General features: G+C 71.1%; 15 protein-coding genes and 1 tRNA gene. 12 read left to right on the plus strand and 4 right to left on the minus strand.

Annotated features, from left to right (window positions below; translation table 11 throughout):
• Window positions 1-13 precede the first annotated feature (13 nt).
• The 6 genes from ITJ54_RS10585 to ITJ54_RS10610 all read left to right on the plus strand — a co-directional run bounded on the left by ITJ54_RS10585 (window position 14) and on the right by ITJ54_RS10610 (window position 4,381).
• Window positions 14-565 (plus strand): hypothetical protein, encoded by a 552-nt coding sequence (locus tag ITJ54_RS10585; RefSeq protein ID WP_194628031.1) that lies wholly within the window; start codon window positions 14-16, stop codon window positions 563-565.
• On the plus strand, window positions 562-1,446 hold the full coding sequence (locus ITJ54_RS10590; RefSeq protein ID WP_194628032.1) for a hypothetical protein: 885 nt from the start codon (window positions 562-564) through the stop codon (window positions 1,444-1,446). The genes ITJ54_RS10585 and ITJ54_RS10590 overlap by 4 nt, the downstream gene beginning before the upstream one ends.
• Window positions 1,439-2,962 (plus strand): hypothetical protein, encoded by a 1,524-nt coding sequence (locus tag ITJ54_RS10595; RefSeq protein WP_194628033.1) that lies wholly within the window; start codon window positions 1,439-1,441, stop codon window positions 2,960-2,962. Before ITJ54_RS10590 ends, ITJ54_RS10595 begins: the two co-directional genes overlap by 8 nt.
• A 74-nt stretch (window positions 2,963-3,036) precedes the next feature.
• On the plus strand, window positions 3,037-3,498 hold the full coding sequence (locus tag ITJ54_RS10600) for a hypothetical protein (protein WP_194628034.1): 462 nt from the start codon (window positions 3,037-3,039) through the stop codon (window positions 3,496-3,498).
• A 109-nt stretch (window positions 3,499-3,607) separates the two neighbouring features.
• Entirely contained in the window at window positions 3,608-3,814 is a 207-nt protein-coding gene (locus ITJ54_RS10605) for a hypothetical protein (RefSeq protein WP_194628035.1), read from the plus strand.
• Window positions 3,815-3,898: 84 nt separating this feature from the next.
• Window positions 3,899-4,381: a hypothetical protein gene (locus tag ITJ54_RS10610; protein ID WP_194628036.1), complete on the plus strand. Its 483-nt coding sequence runs from the start codon at window positions 3,899-3,901 to the stop codon at window positions 4,379-4,381.
• A gap of 3 nt (window positions 4,382-4,384) precedes the next feature.
• Here ITJ54_RS10610 and ITJ54_RS10615 read toward each other — a convergent pair whose 3' ends face one another.
• Window positions 4,385-6,595 carry a RecQ family ATP-dependent DNA helicase gene (locus tag ITJ54_RS10615; RefSeq protein WP_228509087.1) on the minus strand — a complete coding sequence of 737 codons (2,211 nt, stop codon included), beginning with the start codon at window positions 6,593-6,595 and terminating at the stop codon, window positions 4,385-4,387.
• Window positions 6,596-6,705: 110 nt separating this feature from the next.
• Window positions 6,706-8,178, minus strand: a complete 1,473-nt coding sequence (locus ITJ54_RS10620; protein WP_194628037.1) for a hypothetical protein — start codon at window positions 8,176-8,178, stop codon at window positions 6,706-6,708.
• A gap of 147 nt (window positions 8,179-8,325) precedes the next feature.
• Between ITJ54_RS10620 and ITJ54_RS10625 the strand changes: the two genes are divergently transcribed.
• The 4 genes from ITJ54_RS10625 to ITJ54_RS10640 all read left to right on the plus strand — a co-directional run bounded on the left by ITJ54_RS10625 (window position 8,326) and on the right by ITJ54_RS10640 (window position 9,833).
• A tRNA-Pro gene (locus tag ITJ54_RS10625) sits at window positions 8,326-8,399 on the plus strand.
• A gap of 131 nt (window positions 8,400-8,530) precedes the next feature.
• Window positions 8,531-8,875: a YciI family protein gene (locus ITJ54_RS10630; protein WP_194628039.1), complete on the plus strand. Its 345-nt coding sequence runs from the start codon at window positions 8,531-8,533 to the stop codon at window positions 8,873-8,875.
• Between the two features lie 94 nt (window positions 8,876-8,969).
• Window positions 8,970-9,386, plus strand: coding sequence for a phage holin family protein (locus ITJ54_RS10635; RefSeq protein WP_194628041.1), 417 nt, complete (start codon window positions 8,970-8,972; stop codon window positions 9,384-9,386).
• Between the two features lie 141 nt (window positions 9,387-9,527).
• Window positions 9,528-9,833 (plus strand): hypothetical protein, encoded by a 306-nt coding sequence (locus ITJ54_RS10640; protein ID WP_194628043.1) that lies wholly within the window; start codon window positions 9,528-9,530, stop codon window positions 9,831-9,833.
• Window positions 9,834-9,864: 31 nt separating this feature from the next.
• On the opposite strand, the gene ITJ54_RS10645 is transcribed toward ITJ54_RS10640, so the two are convergent.
• Together ITJ54_RS10645 and ITJ54_RS10650 are read right to left on the minus strand one after the other, a co-directional pair.
• Window positions 9,865-12,366 carry an excinuclease ABC subunit UvrA gene (locus ITJ54_RS10645; protein ID WP_194628045.1) on the minus strand — a complete coding sequence of 834 codons (2,502 nt, stop codon included), beginning with the start codon at window positions 12,364-12,366 and terminating at the stop codon, window positions 9,865-9,867.
• 91 nt (window positions 12,367-12,457) lie between these two features.
• Window positions 12,458-13,183, minus strand: a complete 726-nt coding sequence (locus ITJ54_RS10650) for an alpha/beta fold hydrolase (protein ID WP_194628047.1) — start codon at window positions 13,181-13,183, stop codon at window positions 12,458-12,460.
• A gap of 83 nt (window positions 13,184-13,266) precedes the next feature.
• Between ITJ54_RS10650 and ITJ54_RS10655 the strand changes: the two genes are divergently transcribed.
• Together ITJ54_RS10655 and ITJ54_RS10660 are read left to right on the plus strand one after the other, a co-directional pair.
• Window positions 13,267-13,965 (plus strand): SGNH/GDSL hydrolase family protein, encoded by a 699-nt coding sequence (locus tag ITJ54_RS10655; protein WP_194628049.1) that lies wholly within the window; start codon window positions 13,267-13,269, stop codon window positions 13,963-13,965.
• Window positions 13,966-13,990: 25 nt separating this feature from the next.
• Window positions 13,991-14,656: an SDR family NAD(P)-dependent oxidoreductase gene (locus tag ITJ54_RS10660; protein ID WP_194628051.1), complete on the plus strand. Its 666-nt coding sequence runs from the start codon at window positions 13,991-13,993 to the stop codon at window positions 14,654-14,656.
• Window positions 14,657-14,771 lie beyond the last annotated feature (115 nt).

Below are 14,771 nucleotides of genomic sequence, written 5' to 3' on the forward strand. Positions count from 1 at the left end.
TGTGTACGGGGAGATGTCGAACCTTCGGGCCAAGGCCCGGGCGCTCCGCGATGACGCCGACGGCCTGCGTTCACGAGCATCCGCGCTCGTGGCGCAGGCCGAGGCGCTGTCGTCGTCGTCGAAGGCCGTCGAGGGCGTCCGCGCTCGCGTGCGGGAGTCCGGCGCTGAGCTCGGCAAGAAGGCCCAGCTGTTGGACGACGCCGCTGCGGCGCTCGAGGCCCACGCGAACGCGGTGGACGCCGTGAAGGCCCAGATCGCCGAGGCCGAGCGCATCGCGCGCGACCTCTGGAACCAGGCCTCGCACCTGGTGGCGAACGTCGTGAACACCGTCAAGGACGTCGCGAGCACCGCCGTGAACGGCTTCATGAACGTGCTCGGTGCCGCCATGTCGGGCAACCCGGACCAGATCCAGGTGTCCGTGTTCATGGCCGGCGGGCGCGAAGTGTCGAGTTCGCAGGTCTCCAGCGCGCAGTCCTTCATCGCCCAGGTCCCGGCACCGCCGGCATCGGGGTCGAAGGACTGGATCGACGTCCGGAGCGCGGCCAGCCGGAACGGCATCGGATGACGCCCGCGCCGGACGCCACCACCGACGTCGTCGAGTGGGACCTCTCCCTCGACGAGCTCCGCGCGGTGCATGATCACCTGCCGGGGCTCGTCCTGCCGTCGTTCGTACCAGAGGGCACGTCCACGGCTGATGCCGGTCTCGTCGACGTCCTCGTCGCGAAGGGCGTGCTGACGGCGATGCCGACGCCCGCCGCCGAGTCGTGGTCCGAGGACCTCGATGCACCGTTCCTGATGACACTGGCGTTGCAGAACGCCGGTGCCATCGTCATCCAGGTCTCGGCCTGGACGCCGACCTCGACCACTGCGCACTCGACGGTCATCCAGGCCACCGCAGCGTCGCACCTGACCGTGTGGACCGGCGCGGACCACGGCGACGCACGTGCACGGGTCCGGGGGACGGTCCTCGACCTCGCCTGGCAGACGCTCGCGTCATTGGTCCCGGAGCTCCAGGTCGTCGACCGTGTTCGCGGCACCACGACGGTCAGCACCGTCGCGTCCCAGGCCATCGTCGACGCCATCGCGGGGCGCGACGCCCGCGTGCTCGACGCCGTCGTCAAGGAGCTGCACGTCCCGGCCGACGCGGTCCCGCTGTTCCGCGGGCTCGCCGAGCCGGTGCGGCACGGGTTCCGCGTGAAGGCCTTCACGCTGGACAGTGGTCCGGTGTTCGCGGGCAACTGGTTCGGCACCAGCACCGGGTGGTTGCGGATGAGCGTCGGTCTCGACGCCGCTGCACGGACCGGCGAGGTCACGCCCGAAACCATCACCGACGCCGGCACGGTCACCGTGACGGCGCAGACCGACGAGGACATCCGCACGGAGTTGCTGAGCCTCGTCGCCGGACTCATCAAGGACAGGGATGTCATCGGGGGCAGCGATGTCTGACGGACTCAAGGTCGACTTCGCGGAGATCGACCGCATGGTGACGGGGCTGACCAACCTCAACGCCTACGCGTTGCCGCTCGTGCCGAAGGTGGGGGCGTTGTCGGCTGACGGCGACCTGCTCGCCTCGGCGATCCTGTCGCCGGGGACGGCCGTCGCCGCCGAGGGCGCGGTGCTCAGCGCATCGGCGCAGCTCGGCGTGACGATGGTGACGACCGAGGCCTTGGTGCTGATCACCGGCTCGATCGTGAAGGTCTACGAGGCTGCGGAGACGGCAATCGCTGCCGCTGCTGCTGCGATCGAAGCCAAGGTCGCAGAGGCTGTGGTGGTCACGGCTCGGGTGGTGACGGACGTCGTCCTCGGCGTGCAGACGGTCGTCTACACCGTCACCGCGGTCACGGCGATCGTCAAGCAGGCCATCGACACCGGACTGGTCAGCGACATCGCGGGGATCGCCGGGCAGTCGATGCAGGAAGCCCTCCGGACCGCGATGGACGGCAACGGCACACTCGCGCAGCGCCTCGTCGTGTTCGCCACCGCCACCGGCAACAACTTCGGTGACAACTTCATGGCGGCGCTGCCGGCGCTCAGCCCGAAGATCGTGCAGGTGGAGCAGAACGCCCTCGGAGACCTGCGGGGCTCGGGGACGTACAACGACCTGCTCAGCACGCTCATCGCCGACGGGCATCGCTTCGGGCTCTTCGACGACGGAACGTCGTCGATCGTCGACCAGGCCATCGACCCGGACAAGCTGGCAGATCGTCGCGACACCGCGCTGGCCGCGAGCATCGCCCAGACCGGGCAGTCACTGAAGACCGACGCCGACGGCAACATCATCCCGACCAACGTCAGCTCGTTGTTCGCCAGCTCGAGCCAGATCGACAACATGGGGCAGGACGACTTCGCGAACGTCCGTATCTTCAAGACCGTCGGTGAGGACGGCGTCACCCGGTACACCGTGCAGATCCCGAGTACGCAGAGTTGGGATCCCGCTGCGGGGGAGGCACCGAACGACCTCACCTCTGACGTGATGGCGATGCGGTACGGCAACAACACTGCGCTGTCCCAGGGGGTCCTGGACGCCATGAAGCAGGCCGGCATCACCGATGAACCGGTCATGCTCACCGGCTTCAGCCTGGGCGGCATCACCGCGGGGGCCATCGCGGCCGACCCGCAGGGCTACAACGTGCAGCAGGTCGTCACTGCCGGGTCGCCGATCGGTGCCATGCACATCCCATCGTCGACGAACGTCGCGGCGTTCGAGTCGACGAAGGACCCCATCGCGGCGCTCGACGGAACGCCGAACCCGTCCTCCTGGACGACCGTCGGGGGCGCAGCGCCGACGAAGATCGGCGAAGGTTCCGTCCCGACGATCGCGGATGCCCACGACGCCAACCGGTACGCAGTGATGGCCGGCCAGAACCCCACGGTGAACGGAGACGGGGCGATCACTCAGTTCCTCGGCGGAACTGGGAATCAGACCACCGTCACCGACTACCAAGTCCGGAGAACCAATTGAGCTCAGCACGTCGACGATTCGCACTGATCGCTGCGGCCCTCGTCGTGGTGGGAACCGTCGGAGGGTGCAGCACCGTGGACGATCCAGCCGGTACGGCGAAGCCGTCGAGTTCCAGCGGCCGTGACGGTGGGCAGTCCGTCGCCCAGGCAAAGGCCCAGTTGAAGTCGATCACCGGACTCAGTGCCACGTCGATCGAGGTCGATGAGACGGTGTCGGGGCTCAACAAGCACCATCAGGTGCTCGTCAAGGCCACTGCAGACGCGTCTGCTGACCTCCCGGCGCTCATCGATCACCTGGCGCAGCTCGGCTGGTCCGTGAACCAGGACGAGCCCGACACAGGTGTCTACGTGCGGCTGCAGGTGTCGCCGCAGCCGGTCATCGGCGACATCGCGAAGCAGAACGGCTGGAAGGACGCCGCCTACTCGACCTCGACCGATCGACTCAAGCAGCTGGTGCTGCTCCCCGAAGCATCCGTGCGTGCGCGTTTCGGGGCCTGGCCAGGTCCAGTGCCGTCTGCGAGCGACCTGAGCAAGTGATCCGCTGGTCATCCGTCAGCGCCGAATGCGAAGCGCTGCGTGACCTCGCTCACACCTCGGTGGAGGTGAACCAGGCGCTTTCGAGATCAACACGCAAGGACGCATCTGGGTGGCGAACACGACGGACATGGCGTTGCCCAGCGGACAACGTGACCTCGTCGTGGGACGCCTGCTCGAGCCGTCGTGGGCTGATGTGCAGTACCGCCAATCGCCGGAGCGTCTGGCGAGCCTGGTCGTCGTGCCGCGCGCCTCGCTCGAGGCGAAGCGCGGAGCGTGGCCGGGCGCACGGCCTCGAGCGTTCCGCGAGGAGCACTGAATGCCTCGGATGAAGACGCGGCGCGCACGTCCGCCGATCCGTGTTCGCCGGATCGGGCGCGGCATGGCCGGGATCGTGGCCCTGGTGACCGTCGTCGTGCTCCGCGGGTGTGCATCGTCGCCACCAGTCGGCGACACGACCCACGCTGTCAAACGGGCGACCAAGCAGATCGCCGCGCTGCCCGACGTGAGGACTGCAGCGGTCACCATCGAGACGACGACCGACGGAACGACGAAGCGTCATGCTGTGGCTGTCGACATCGGAGCGCCGGAGTTGGGCAGTTCGCGGGCTCGCGTCGCGGACCTCATCGGAAGAGTGCTGCCCGTGGCGTGGTCTGTCGATGGAACTCGCCCTGACGGCGGTGTGGTCCTTCGACTCCACACGTCGCCACAGCTGCCCATCGGGCCGATTGCGGAGCAGGCGGGTTGGGAGGACGTGGGGTACCCGTCCGACCCGGCACTGTTGCAGAAGGTCGGCTTCCAAGCGACGTTCGCCGCGGAGAAGCTCGACGAACAGCTCGGGCGATGGCCACTTCACGGGTTCCCGACGTCGCCCGCCCGCGGCTGAGGGTCAGGCGACCGTGGCCAGCGCGAACGGCAGCACGGCAGAGGCCCCCGCACGGCGGAGTTCTCGCCCTGCGACCGTCATCGTCCAGCGGCTGTCGACGAGGTCGTCCACGAGCAGCACCGGCCCCTGGTGGGACTGCAGCGCCGCCCCGAGTTCCGGTCCGACCGTGAAGGTGTCCCACACGCCACTCAGGCGGTAGGCGCTGTTCGTCGCGCCGTCCCCTCGCGGCACGCCACCGTCGCGGTCGAGCGAGCCGAGGAACTCGAGCTTGCCGATCGACGACAGTGCCGACGCCAGGGACGCGACGAGCTGCGGCCGCGACCGCGATGACATCGCGACGACGCCGGTCGGACGGGCTTCCCACGGCCAGTCGCGCAGCGCACGGATGCAGCCGTCCAGGAGCTCCCGGGACACGGGTGCGTCTGGCACCCCGGTGGCGAACAGGGCGCGCAGGGGACCGCCCCAGCCGAGGTCGGTCAGCCGCGCGACAGCACGACCAGGAGCGACGACCTCGCCCGGGCTGAGCTTGCCGCGCACGGGGACGTCCAACGCTGACATGCCGGACGGCCACTGGGCTCGCGGTGCGATCTCCACGCCGACCTGGTCGAGCGCCGAGGACGCACCCTCGGCGGCAGCGCCCGGCACGTCGGTGGGGTACCAGACTCCCGCGCAGTTGTCGCAGCGCCCGCAGGGCTCCGCAGAGGGGTCGTCGAGGTCCTGCTGCAGGAGTTGCATCCGGCAGGCGTCGGTCGACTCGTAATCGAGCATCGAGGCGGCCTCGGCGGCGCGGGCAGCGGCGACGCGGGCGTAGCGGGCCTCGTCGTACTCCCACGGCTGCCCGGTCGACACCCAGCCGCCGGTGACACGGCGGACGGCGCCGTCGACGTCGAGCACCTTGAGCAGGAGCTCGAGGGTGGAGCGCTTGATGTCGACGAGGCCCTCGAGCGCCACGGTCGACATCGCGGACTCGGTGGAGAGGGCGTCGAGCACCGCGGTCGCACGGGACTGGGTGGGCATCGAGGCGCTGGCGAAGTACTGCCAGATCTCGCGGTCCTCGCGCCCCGGCAGCAGCATCACGTCGGCGTTGTCCGTCGCACGGCCTGCGCGACCGATCTGCTGGTAGTAGGCGACGGGGGAGGAGGGTGCCCCGACGTGCACGACGAACCCCAGGTCGGGCTTGTCGAAGCCCATCCCGAGCGCACTCGTGGCGACGAGGGCCTTCAGCTCGTTGTTCTTGAGCTGCTGCTCGAGCTGTTCACGTTCGTCGGTGTCCGTCCGCCCCGTGTAGGCGCGCACCGCGTGGCCGCTCTCACGGAGCAGTCGCGCGATGTCCTCGGCCGCGGAGACCGTCAGCGTGTAGATGATGCCGCTGCCGGGCAGGTCGCCGAGGTGTGCCAGGAGCCAGCCAAGTCGAGCCCGGGCGTCGGGCAGCGTCAGCACGCCGAGGCGCAGCGACGCCCGAGCGAGCGAACCACGGATGGTGAACACCGGGTCGGCGGGGCCGGCGGTGAGCTGCTCGGCGACGTCCTCCACCACGCGTTCGTTCGCGGTCGCAGTGGTGGCCAGCACCGGGACACCGTGCGGCAGGGAGCGGATGAGTTCGGCGAGCCGGCGGTAGTCGGGTCGGAAGTCGTGGCCCCAGTCGGAGATGCAGTGGGCCTCGTCCACGACGAGCATCCCCATCCGGGCGATGAGTGCCGGCATCTGCTCGTCGCGGAACTTCGGGTTGTTCAGTCGCTCGGGGGAGACGAGGAGCACGTCGACCTCGTCCCGCGCCAGCTTCGCCTGGGTCTCCGACCACTCGTGCGCGTTGGCCGAGTTGATCGACACGGCCCGGACGCCGGCCCGCGCCGCGGCCGCGACCTGGTCCCGCATGAGGGCCAGGAGCGGCGACACCAGCACCGTCGGACCACCGCCACGGCGGCGGAGCAGCAGGGTCGCGAGGAAGTAGACCGCCGACTTGCCCCACCCGGTGCGCTGCACGACGAGCGCGCGTTGGCGGTGCTCGACCAGGGCCGAGATGGCCTCCAGCTGCCCGGGGTGGAAGACCGCATCGGGGCGTCCGGTCAGGGCGAAGAGGGCTTCACGCGCTTCCGTCGCGAGCTCGGCCGACGGCGGAGCCGTGGGCTCCGCCGCGCCCAGCGCGGACGTCGGCGGAGCAGCGACGGACGCAGACGGGACTGACGGTCCGGAGCCGAGCACAGGAGAGGACATGCCCCCATGCTGTCAGCACCGACCGACGGTCCGTGCCCCGAGCCTCCAACCTGTGGACAGACCGGAGGATGTGGAGAGCGAACCGGTCGGGAACGGCCCGACCATCCCCGCTACTGGTACGTGACCAGCGACGGCGTCGGCGTCACCTGCGACATCGTCTCGGACGGCGACAGCATGGGCGTGTCCTCGTCGATGAAGTTCTTCCAGCCCCAGTGGATGCCCTCGGGCGCGTCGACGTGGAGCGCCTTCCACGTCGCCTGCTTGTCCGGCTGGGACCCCTGCCCGTCGTCGTGCACGAGCATGTCGAGCTCCGGGTGCGACTGCAGCGACGAGCGGTCCTGGATCATCGACAGCCGGAACTGGTGCAGGACGAGGGCCTTCGGTGGCAGGTCCTCCGATCGAACGAGGTCGGCCAGCCACGTGGACACCTCGTTCACCTCGGCGGCGCTCACCGACCCGATCTGCTTGAGCGGGACCTGGTCCGGTCCGAGTCGCCATTCGGGGTCGAGCGCGAGCCACACTCCTGGGCGCTTCAGCAGCGACTCGTAGCGCTTCGCCTGCGACAGGAAGTCCGAGCGCCCGGGCTGCAGGTCGATGACCACCGGCATGCCCGCGTCGTGCGCCGCGTCGACGTAGGGCTCGAGCGTCGACACCGGCAGCTCGGTCGAGTAGTCGCCGTCGGCACCCGCGTCACCGGCGGCGACCGTCGCGATCAGCTCGAACGCGGGCGACACCGGTTCCTCGGTCAGACCGTCATACGTCGCCGCGAGGTCGCGCACCCTCGTCACCGATGCTGCAGGGTCCTGCTCGCCGAGCACTCCGAGCACCGGCGCTCCCGGAGCGCCGTACATCGCGACGTACCGGTGGCCGTCGAACGGGCGCTGACCGCCGTGCGGCAGCTGCCAGCCGTTCGCTGCCGCACGGACGGTCCACCGCGGGTCTCCGAGGCCCGCGAACGCCGCACCCACCAGGACCGTCGACGCGTCCTCGTGCTCGTGCAGCGCGCGGATCACGTCCGGTGCGGCGGCCGGGTCGGTCACGCCCTCCGGCATGGTCACCACCGTCGCGCCCGCCGCCTTCGCCGTCCCGACGACGGCAGCGTCGTCCGACGCGTCCGCCACCAGCACGGTCGCCGGCCGGGAGGCTCGGGGTGCGTCCGCCTCGCCGGTCTCCTCCGACGCGGACCGCTTCTCGACCGACGTGTCGATGTGCACGGTGCCGACGGTGCGGTACCAGCTCGCGTCGAGGCGCTCCAGCTCGTGCGCCACTGCCCGGCGCCGCTCGGCGTCCACGAGCAGCACCGGGACGTGGGCGCTGCGCGCGGCGCTCGCCGCCTCCCGGATCGACCGGGCGTCGTCAGCGGGGGCGAGGACTGCGCCCGGCGCCGAGGCGAACAGCGCACGACTCGCCCGGATCGCTCGTTCGGCGGGATCCCGCTGCGTCGCCACGGTGACCGCGTCGGCGGAGGCCTTCGTCAGGGTCGCGGGAGTCTCGGACGGTGCTGCCCCGGTGCAGCCGGCCGCCCCCAGGAGGAGTCCTGCAGCAGCGAGCACGACGACGGAACGGGTGGAACGGGAACGCATCGGGCCACCCTAGGGGAGCCGCGCTGGACAGGTCGAACCGGGGTGGCGCGGCGAGGGCTCGTCGTCCGCTATGCTTGTCGGGCTGCTCCGCGCTCGGTCGGGTGCGGGTGGCGGAGTCCCTCGGGACTCCGAGTTCTCCGGAACTCGCGGGCTGTGGCGCAGCTTGGTAGCGCACTTGACTGGGGGTCAAGGGGTCGCAGGTTCAAATCCTGTCAGCCCGACCGACAAGCCCCGACGGAACCACGGTCCCGTCGGGGCTTCTCACGTTCTCGGGACCGCTCGTCGTCCGGCCGTGCCAACCGCTCGTCGAGCGAGGACGATGGGTCGCACCGCACTCAGGAGATGATGCGTCATGCAGTTCCTCGTCAACGTGATCGACGACGGCCAAGCCGACGCCGCCGGCCGGACCCACTCCGCCACCGCTGCTGAAGCCGAGGCGGTGCAGGCCCTGAACGACCGCCTCCGAGCGGACGGCCGGTGGCTGTTCGCCGGCGGACTCGCCGCGCCCACCGACAGCGTCGTCGCCGATGCCCGCGGTGGGGACGCGGTCGTCACCGCGGGACCGGTCGTCGACGCGGCCGAGTACGTCGCGGGGTTCTGGGTGCTCGAGCTCGCGGACATCGAGACGGCACGGGCGGTCGCTGCCGAGGCCTCCAGCGCCTGCAACCGGAAGATCGAGCTGCGCCCGCTGCTGTGAAGTGCCCGAGCAGCGTCAGACCCGGCGTGACGATCATCGGAGTCGTCGCGTCCCGTTCACGGGCGCGGCATCCCGTGCCCGGACAGGAGACACCATGAGCACCACCGACCACGACGACACCACGACCAGCCGGCCGTCCTTCCGCGACACCGTCACCGCGGGTCTGGCGCAGAAGGCACTGGAACCGGTGCTGCGTGCCGTGCGGGACGAGATCGCGTCTGCTCGACGGGAGATCAGCGAGCGGGCGACAAGTGCGAAGGCGGGGCTGCTGCTCACGGGCGTGGCGGTCGGGTTCGCGCTGACGACCCTCGTCGTGCTGGCGGGCTTCGTCGTCGCGCTCCTGGCGCTGGTGCTGCCGGTGTGGGCGGCGGCGGGCATCACGTTCGCTGTGTTCGCGATCGTGACCGCGGTGCTGCTCGTCCTCGGGCTGCGCGGCATCCGCCGTGGTGTCCCGCCCGTGCCGTCCGACACGCTGCGCGCGGCGAAGGACCGCCTGACCGACCGCTCGTAGCGGCGACAGGGTCGACGGCGAGCTGACGAATCCGGTCGGCGTCGTGCGGGTTCTGCGAACCGGATCCGTCACGCGTCGATTCGGGAACCTCGGTCCCGGCGAGCAGCCCGGTACGGTGGAGGTCTCTCGGGGGGAACAGACATGGCCGACGGCAACGACCAGCACGACCAGGGCCCGCGCAGCATCGGCGAACAGCGGGTCGCCGCGTGGATCGGCGGCGTCATCGGGATCGTCGTCGCGATCGACGTGGTCTACCTGCTCGGGCACGCCATCGACGCCGGTGCGTCGGGCGAGTTCGCCTTCGGCCTCGCGATCCTGGGCGTCCCGCTCGCGGTCGTCACGCTCTTCGTCTGCGGACTGCTGACTCGGCGCTACCGGGGGTTCCTGGTGAGCGTCGGGTTCGCGCTCCTGGTCTCGCCGTTCGTCGGCCTCGCCCTGAACACCTGACGCGCAACCGACCGACGAACGGCAGTGCCGGTCAGATCCCGAGCTGCTCGCGCAGGTAGGGCGCCGTCCGGCTGACCGTGGACCCGGCGACCTCGCGCGGGGTCCCGACGGCGACGACCTGCCCACCGGCGTCGCCTCCAGCCGGTCCCATGTCGATCACGTGGTCCGCTCCGGCGACGACGTCCATCGCGTGCTCGACCACGACGACGGTGTTGCCCGCGTCGGTGAGCCGGCCGAGCTGTGCTGCCAGGAGTTCGACGTCCGCCGGGTGCAGCCCGGTGGTGGGCTCGTCGAGCAGGTAGAGCGTGTGCCCGGTCCGTGCCCGCTGGAGCTCGGTGGCGAGCTTGATGCGCTGCGCCTCGCCGCCGGACAGCTCCGGGGCGGGCTGCCCGAGCCGGAGGTACCCGAGCCCGACCTCGCGTAGGGTCTCGAGCCCGCGCGCGGCGACGGGCAGGGGAGCGAGGAACGGTGCCGCCTCGTCGACGGTCATCGCCAGGACGTCGGCGATCGACGCGCCCTGCCACAGGACCTCGAGGGTCGACGGGTTGTACCGGGTGCCGTGGCACTCGGGGCACGGCGCCCAGCTGCCGGGCAGGAACAGGAGCTCGACGGAGACGGAGCCTTCGCCCTGGCACACCTCGCAGCGGCCGCCGGCGACGTTGAACGAGAACCGTCCGGCGGTCCACCCTCGTGAACGGGCCTCGGGCGTCGCCGCGAACGCCGCACGGACCGCGTCGAAGAGCCCGGTGTAGGTCGCGAGGTTCGAGCGGGGCGTCCGGCCGATGGCCTTCTGGTCGACCACGACGACCCGGTCGATGAGCGGGTGGTCCGTGGCGAGCGCCGGCAGCACCCCACCGACGAGCGACGACTTGCCGGACCCGCTGACCCCGGTCACCGCGGTGAGGACCCCGAGCGGCAGGTCGACGTCGATGTCCTGCAGGTTGTGTCGGCTGACCCCGCGCAGGGCCAGCGTGCCGACCGGCTCCCGAACCGACGACGAACCACCAGACGAACCAGAACCAGAACCAGAACCAGAACCAGAACCAGAACCAGAACCAGAACCACCAGCACCATCACCAGCACCAGAACCAGACCCCGGACGCAGGTACCGCCGCGTCACCGATTCCTCGACCGACGCCAGCCCGTCCACCGGCCCGCTGTACAACACGGTCCCGCCCCCGGCACCAGCACCGGGTCCCACGTCGACGATCCAGTCCGCCCGCCGCACGATGCTCATGTCGTGCTCCACCACGAACACGCTGTTGCCGCTCGCACGCAGGTCCTCGAGCACCTCCATCAGCGACTCGGCATCGGCGGGGTGCAGCCCGGCGCTCGGCTCGTCGAGCACGTAGACGACCCCGAACAGCCCCGAGCGCAGCTGCGTCGCGATCCGCAGGCGCTGGGTCTCGCCGGGCGACAACGTGGGCGTCGACCGGTCGAGCGCCAGGTACCCGAGCCCCAGCCCCGTCAGCACCTCGACCCGCGTGAGCAGATCTGCGGCGATGGCCACGGCGACCGAGGAGCGCTCGCCGGAGGACGCCTTCGACGTCGCCGCGGACGCGTCCGTGATCGCCGCGATCGGTCGCAGCACGTCGGCCAGGTCGGTCAGCGGCAGCCCGTTCAGCCCCGCGATGGAGTGTCCGCCGACGGTCACGGCCAGGGCAGCACGCGTGAGCCCGGTCCCGTGGCACAGCCCGCACGGCCCGGACTCCACGAACCGCAGCACCTTGTTCCGCTGCGTCTCGCTCTGCGAGTCCGCCAGGGTGTGCAGCACGAACTGCCGCGCGCTCCAGAACCGTCCCTTGTACGGCTTCGCCACGCGGTCGCGCTTCGGGTGCACCTCGACGACGGGCTGTTCCTCGGTGAACAGCAGCCAGTCGCGGTCCTCGCGGCTCAGCTCACGCCAGGGCCGCTCGATGTCGTACCCGAGCCCCGCGGTCACGTCACGCAGGTTCTTCCCCTGCCAGGCGCCGGGCCAGGCGGTGATCGCGCCGTCGCGGATGCTGAGGGAGTCGTCGTGCACGGCAGAGGCCTCGGTCACCTCGTGCGCGGTGCCGAGCCCGTGGCAGCGCGGGCACGCACCGGCGACGGTGTTCGGCGAGAACGAGTCGGACTCCAACCGGTCTGCCCCGTCCGGGTAGGTGCCGGCGCGGGAGTACAGCATCCGCATCGAGTTCGACAGGGTGGTCAGCGTGCCGACGGTGGACCGGGCACTCGGGGCACCGCGACGCTGCTGCAGCGCGACCGCCGGCGGCAGCCCGGTGATCGAGTCCACGTGCGGCGTCGACCCCTGCGCGATGAGCCGCCGCGCGTACGGCGCGACGGACTCGAGGAAGCGCCGCTGCGCCTCCGCGAACACCGTCCCGAACGCGAGCGACGACTTGCCCGACCCGGACACACCGGTGAACGCGACGATCCGGTCGCGTGGGACGTCCACGTCGACGTCGCGCAGGTTGTTCTCGCGGGCACCGCGGACGCGGATGAAGTCGTCGTGCCCAGGGTGGTCGGCAGGGCTGGTTCTCGAAGTGGGCATCCCCTCGAGACTAGGCGCGCGCACCGGACGCGGCGACCACCGGACGGGGGGCTCGTGGCGGCGCCGCCCCGAGCCTCCCGGCCGGGACAGCTCAGCCGAGCAGGGCCGTGAGCTGCTCCACCACCAGGTCCGGTCGGGTGATGAACGGGTGGTGTCCGGTGGGCAGCTCGACGGAGCGCGTCGCACGTGCCGCGTGCTCGCGCTGCAGCGCGACCGAGGTGCTGCGGTCGTCGGCGCACACGATAGCGGTGGAGTCGACGCCCTGCCAGCCGGCCTCGGTCGTCGGCGTGACGAACGCGGCGGCGGACTGCGTGGTGACGCGCTCCCAGGCGGCCTGCTGGGTGGCGCGGTCCGCGTCCTGCAGGAACCGGGCACCGAAGGAGTCCGCGTCGTACCCGCTGACGCCGAGCGTGCCGTCGCCGTGGTCCGCGATGGCGACGGGGTCGGACTCGCCGCTCATGATCGTGGCCTGCGCCTGTCCGACCGCGGGCAGGTACGACGACACGAGCACGAGGTGCCGGACGGCGGGGTGGTGTCCCGCCTCGGCGATGACGGTGCCGCCGTATGAGTGTCCGACGAGGATCACGCCGCCGTCGGGGTCGACGTCGTCGAGCGCTCGTCGGAGTGCTGCGGCGTCCTCCACCAGGCCGCCCGCGGGCGTGCCGGATCCTGTCTGGGTCGGCTCGGCCTCGCCGCATGACGGCAGGGCCAAGGATCGGCTGCGGATCCCGGTGGTCTCGTGCAGCAGGTCGGCGGTGGGCTGCCACCACCAGGCGCCGTCGCGGACCAGGGCACCGTGCACGAAGAGGAGTTCCATGCGCCTACGCTACGACCGGGGCAGCCTGCCCGCGGCCCGGTTCGCCCACGGCGTGATCAGCCCCGGCGATCTACGGTGGAGGCATGAGCAGGTTCCGGACGGTCGTCGTCGCCGTCACCCTCGGCGTGTGCATCCCGCTCGGTGCGGTCGGGGTGGCCGTCGCCGCACACCCGGCGCTCGGGAGCGCCGAACCGAGCCCGACGATCACCGGCCCCCGCGCCGGCACGTCGGTCGTGGCGATCGGCGACTCGATCATGGCGGGGTACGGCCTCGACGACACGACGAAGGCGTGGCCCGCGCTCCTCGCCCGGGCGGACCACGTCCGCGTGACGAACCTCGGGTGCAGCAGCGGCGGCTTCCTGGCGGTCGGCGCCTGCGGCACGGACTTCGCGGGGCTCATCGGCCAGGCGACCGCGGCGCACCCGTCGATCGTCATCGTGCAGTCGACGGACAACGACATCGGCCAGAGTGCCGCGTCGATCGAGACCGCGACCGGAGCGACCGTGCGGGCCCTGCACGCGGCACTGCCGAAGGCGCAGATCGTCGGCATGAACACGCTGTGGGACCAGCCGGGCGCCGTGCCGGCCGAGGTCGGGCAGAGCACCGCGAGCCTCCGTCGGGCCGTCCGCGCCGTGCACGGCACGTTCGTGGACATCGGCCAGCCCCTCAAGGGCCACGCCGCACTGCTGCAGGACGACAGCGAGCACCCGACCGTCGCCGGACACCGCGTGCTGGTGACGACGATCGTGAAGGACCTGCGACGCGCCGGCGTCCACCTCTGATCCGGCAGCGGAGTTCACTGGGCCCATGACCACGATCGCCATCATCGGCGCCGGCCGGGGCCTCGGCCTCGCCGTCGCCCGCCGTTTCGCCCGCGAGGGCTTCGCCGTCGCCCTCGTCGCCCGCAACCAGGGCCGCGTCGACGACCTCGCCGTCACCCTGCAGTCCGAGGGTCACACCGCCGCCGGGTACACCGCCGACGTCCGCGACGGCGACTCGATCCGCTCCGCACTCGAACGTGCCAGTGCCGAACTCGGGCCCATCGAGGTGCTGCAGTACAGTCCACTGCCCGCCAAGGAGTTCATGCGCCCGGTGCTCGAGACGACCGAGGCGGACCTCGTCGGCCCGATCGAGTTCTCGGTCTACGGCCCCGTCGCCGCCGCACGCCATGTGATCCCCGGCATGCGGGCCATCGGCCACGGCACGCTCCTGTTCGTCAACGGCTGCAGTGCCGTCCGCCCGGGCGCCCGCGTCACCGGCACCTCGGTCGCGTTCGCGGGGGAGAGCGCCTACGCCCAGCTCCTGCACGACGCGCTCGCCGAGGAGTCGATCCACGTCGGCCAGATCATCATCCCGTTCGGCATCGACGACGGCGACGACGCGCACTCCGCCGAGTCGCTGGCGGAGCGCCTGTGGAGCATGCACACCGACCGCGGCGAGTTCCGCGTGTACGCGGAGGCAATGCCCGGCTAGGAGCCCGGCACCGCCCATCGTTCAGATCTCTAGGCGCTCCTGCGCACAGAAGTCGTCGCGGCTCAACTGGAACCTGAGCGTCACGCCGGAATGCTTGACCTCGTCCCAAGACGTG

It is taken from the genome of Curtobacterium sp. VKM Ac-2865 (genome assembly GCF_015350905.1).
In the GTDB taxonomy this organism is placed as follows: Bacteria; Actinomycetota; Actinomycetes; order Actinomycetales; family Microbacteriaceae; genus Curtobacterium.

Excerpts from the sequence above, each read along its gene's own strand:
- ITJ54_RS10585 (WP_194628031.1), top strand. The coding sequence starts at position 14 with ATGTCGAACCTTCGGGCCAAGGCCCGGGCGCTCCGCGATGACGCCGAC.
- ITJ54_RS10590 (WP_194628032.1), top strand. The coding sequence starts at position 562 with ATGACGCCCGCGCCGGACGCCACCACCGACGTCGTCGAGTGGGACCTC.
- ITJ54_RS10595 (WP_194628033.1), top strand. The coding sequence starts at position 1,439 with ATGTCTGACGGACTCAAGGTCGACTTCGCGGAGATCGACCGCATGGTG.
- ITJ54_RS10615 (WP_228509087.1), bottom strand. The coding sequence starts at position 6,595 with ATGTCCTCTCCTGTGCTCGGCTCCGGACCGTCAGTCCCGTCTGCGTCC.
- ITJ54_RS10620 (WP_194628037.1), bottom strand. The coding sequence starts at position 8,178 with ATGCGTTCCCGTTCCACCCGTTCCGTCGTCGTGCTCGCTGCTGCAGGA.
- ITJ54_RS10630 (WP_194628039.1), top strand. The coding sequence starts at position 8,531 with ATGCAGTTCCTCGTCAACGTGATCGACGACGGCCAAGCCGACGCCGCC.
- ITJ54_RS10635 (WP_194628041.1), top strand. The coding sequence starts at position 8,970 with ATGAGCACCACCGACCACGACGACACCACGACCAGCCGGCCGTCCTTC.
- ITJ54_RS10640 (WP_194628043.1), top strand. The coding sequence starts at position 9,528 with ATGGCCGACGGCAACGACCAGCACGACCAGGGCCCGCGCAGCATCGGC.
- ITJ54_RS10645 (WP_194628045.1), bottom strand. The coding sequence starts at position 12,366 with ATGCCCACTTCGAGAACCAGCCCTGCCGACCACCCTGGGCACGACGAC.
- ITJ54_RS10650 (WP_194628047.1), bottom strand. The coding sequence starts at position 13,183 with ATGGAACTCCTCTTCGTGCACGGTGCCCTGGTCCGCGACGGCGCCTGG.
- ITJ54_RS10655 (WP_194628049.1), top strand. The coding sequence starts at position 13,267 with ATGAGCAGGTTCCGGACGGTCGTCGTCGCCGTCACCCTCGGCGTGTGC.
- ITJ54_RS10660 (WP_194628051.1), top strand. The coding sequence starts at position 13,991 with ATGACCACGATCGCCATCATCGGCGCCGGCCGGGGCCTCGGCCTCGCC.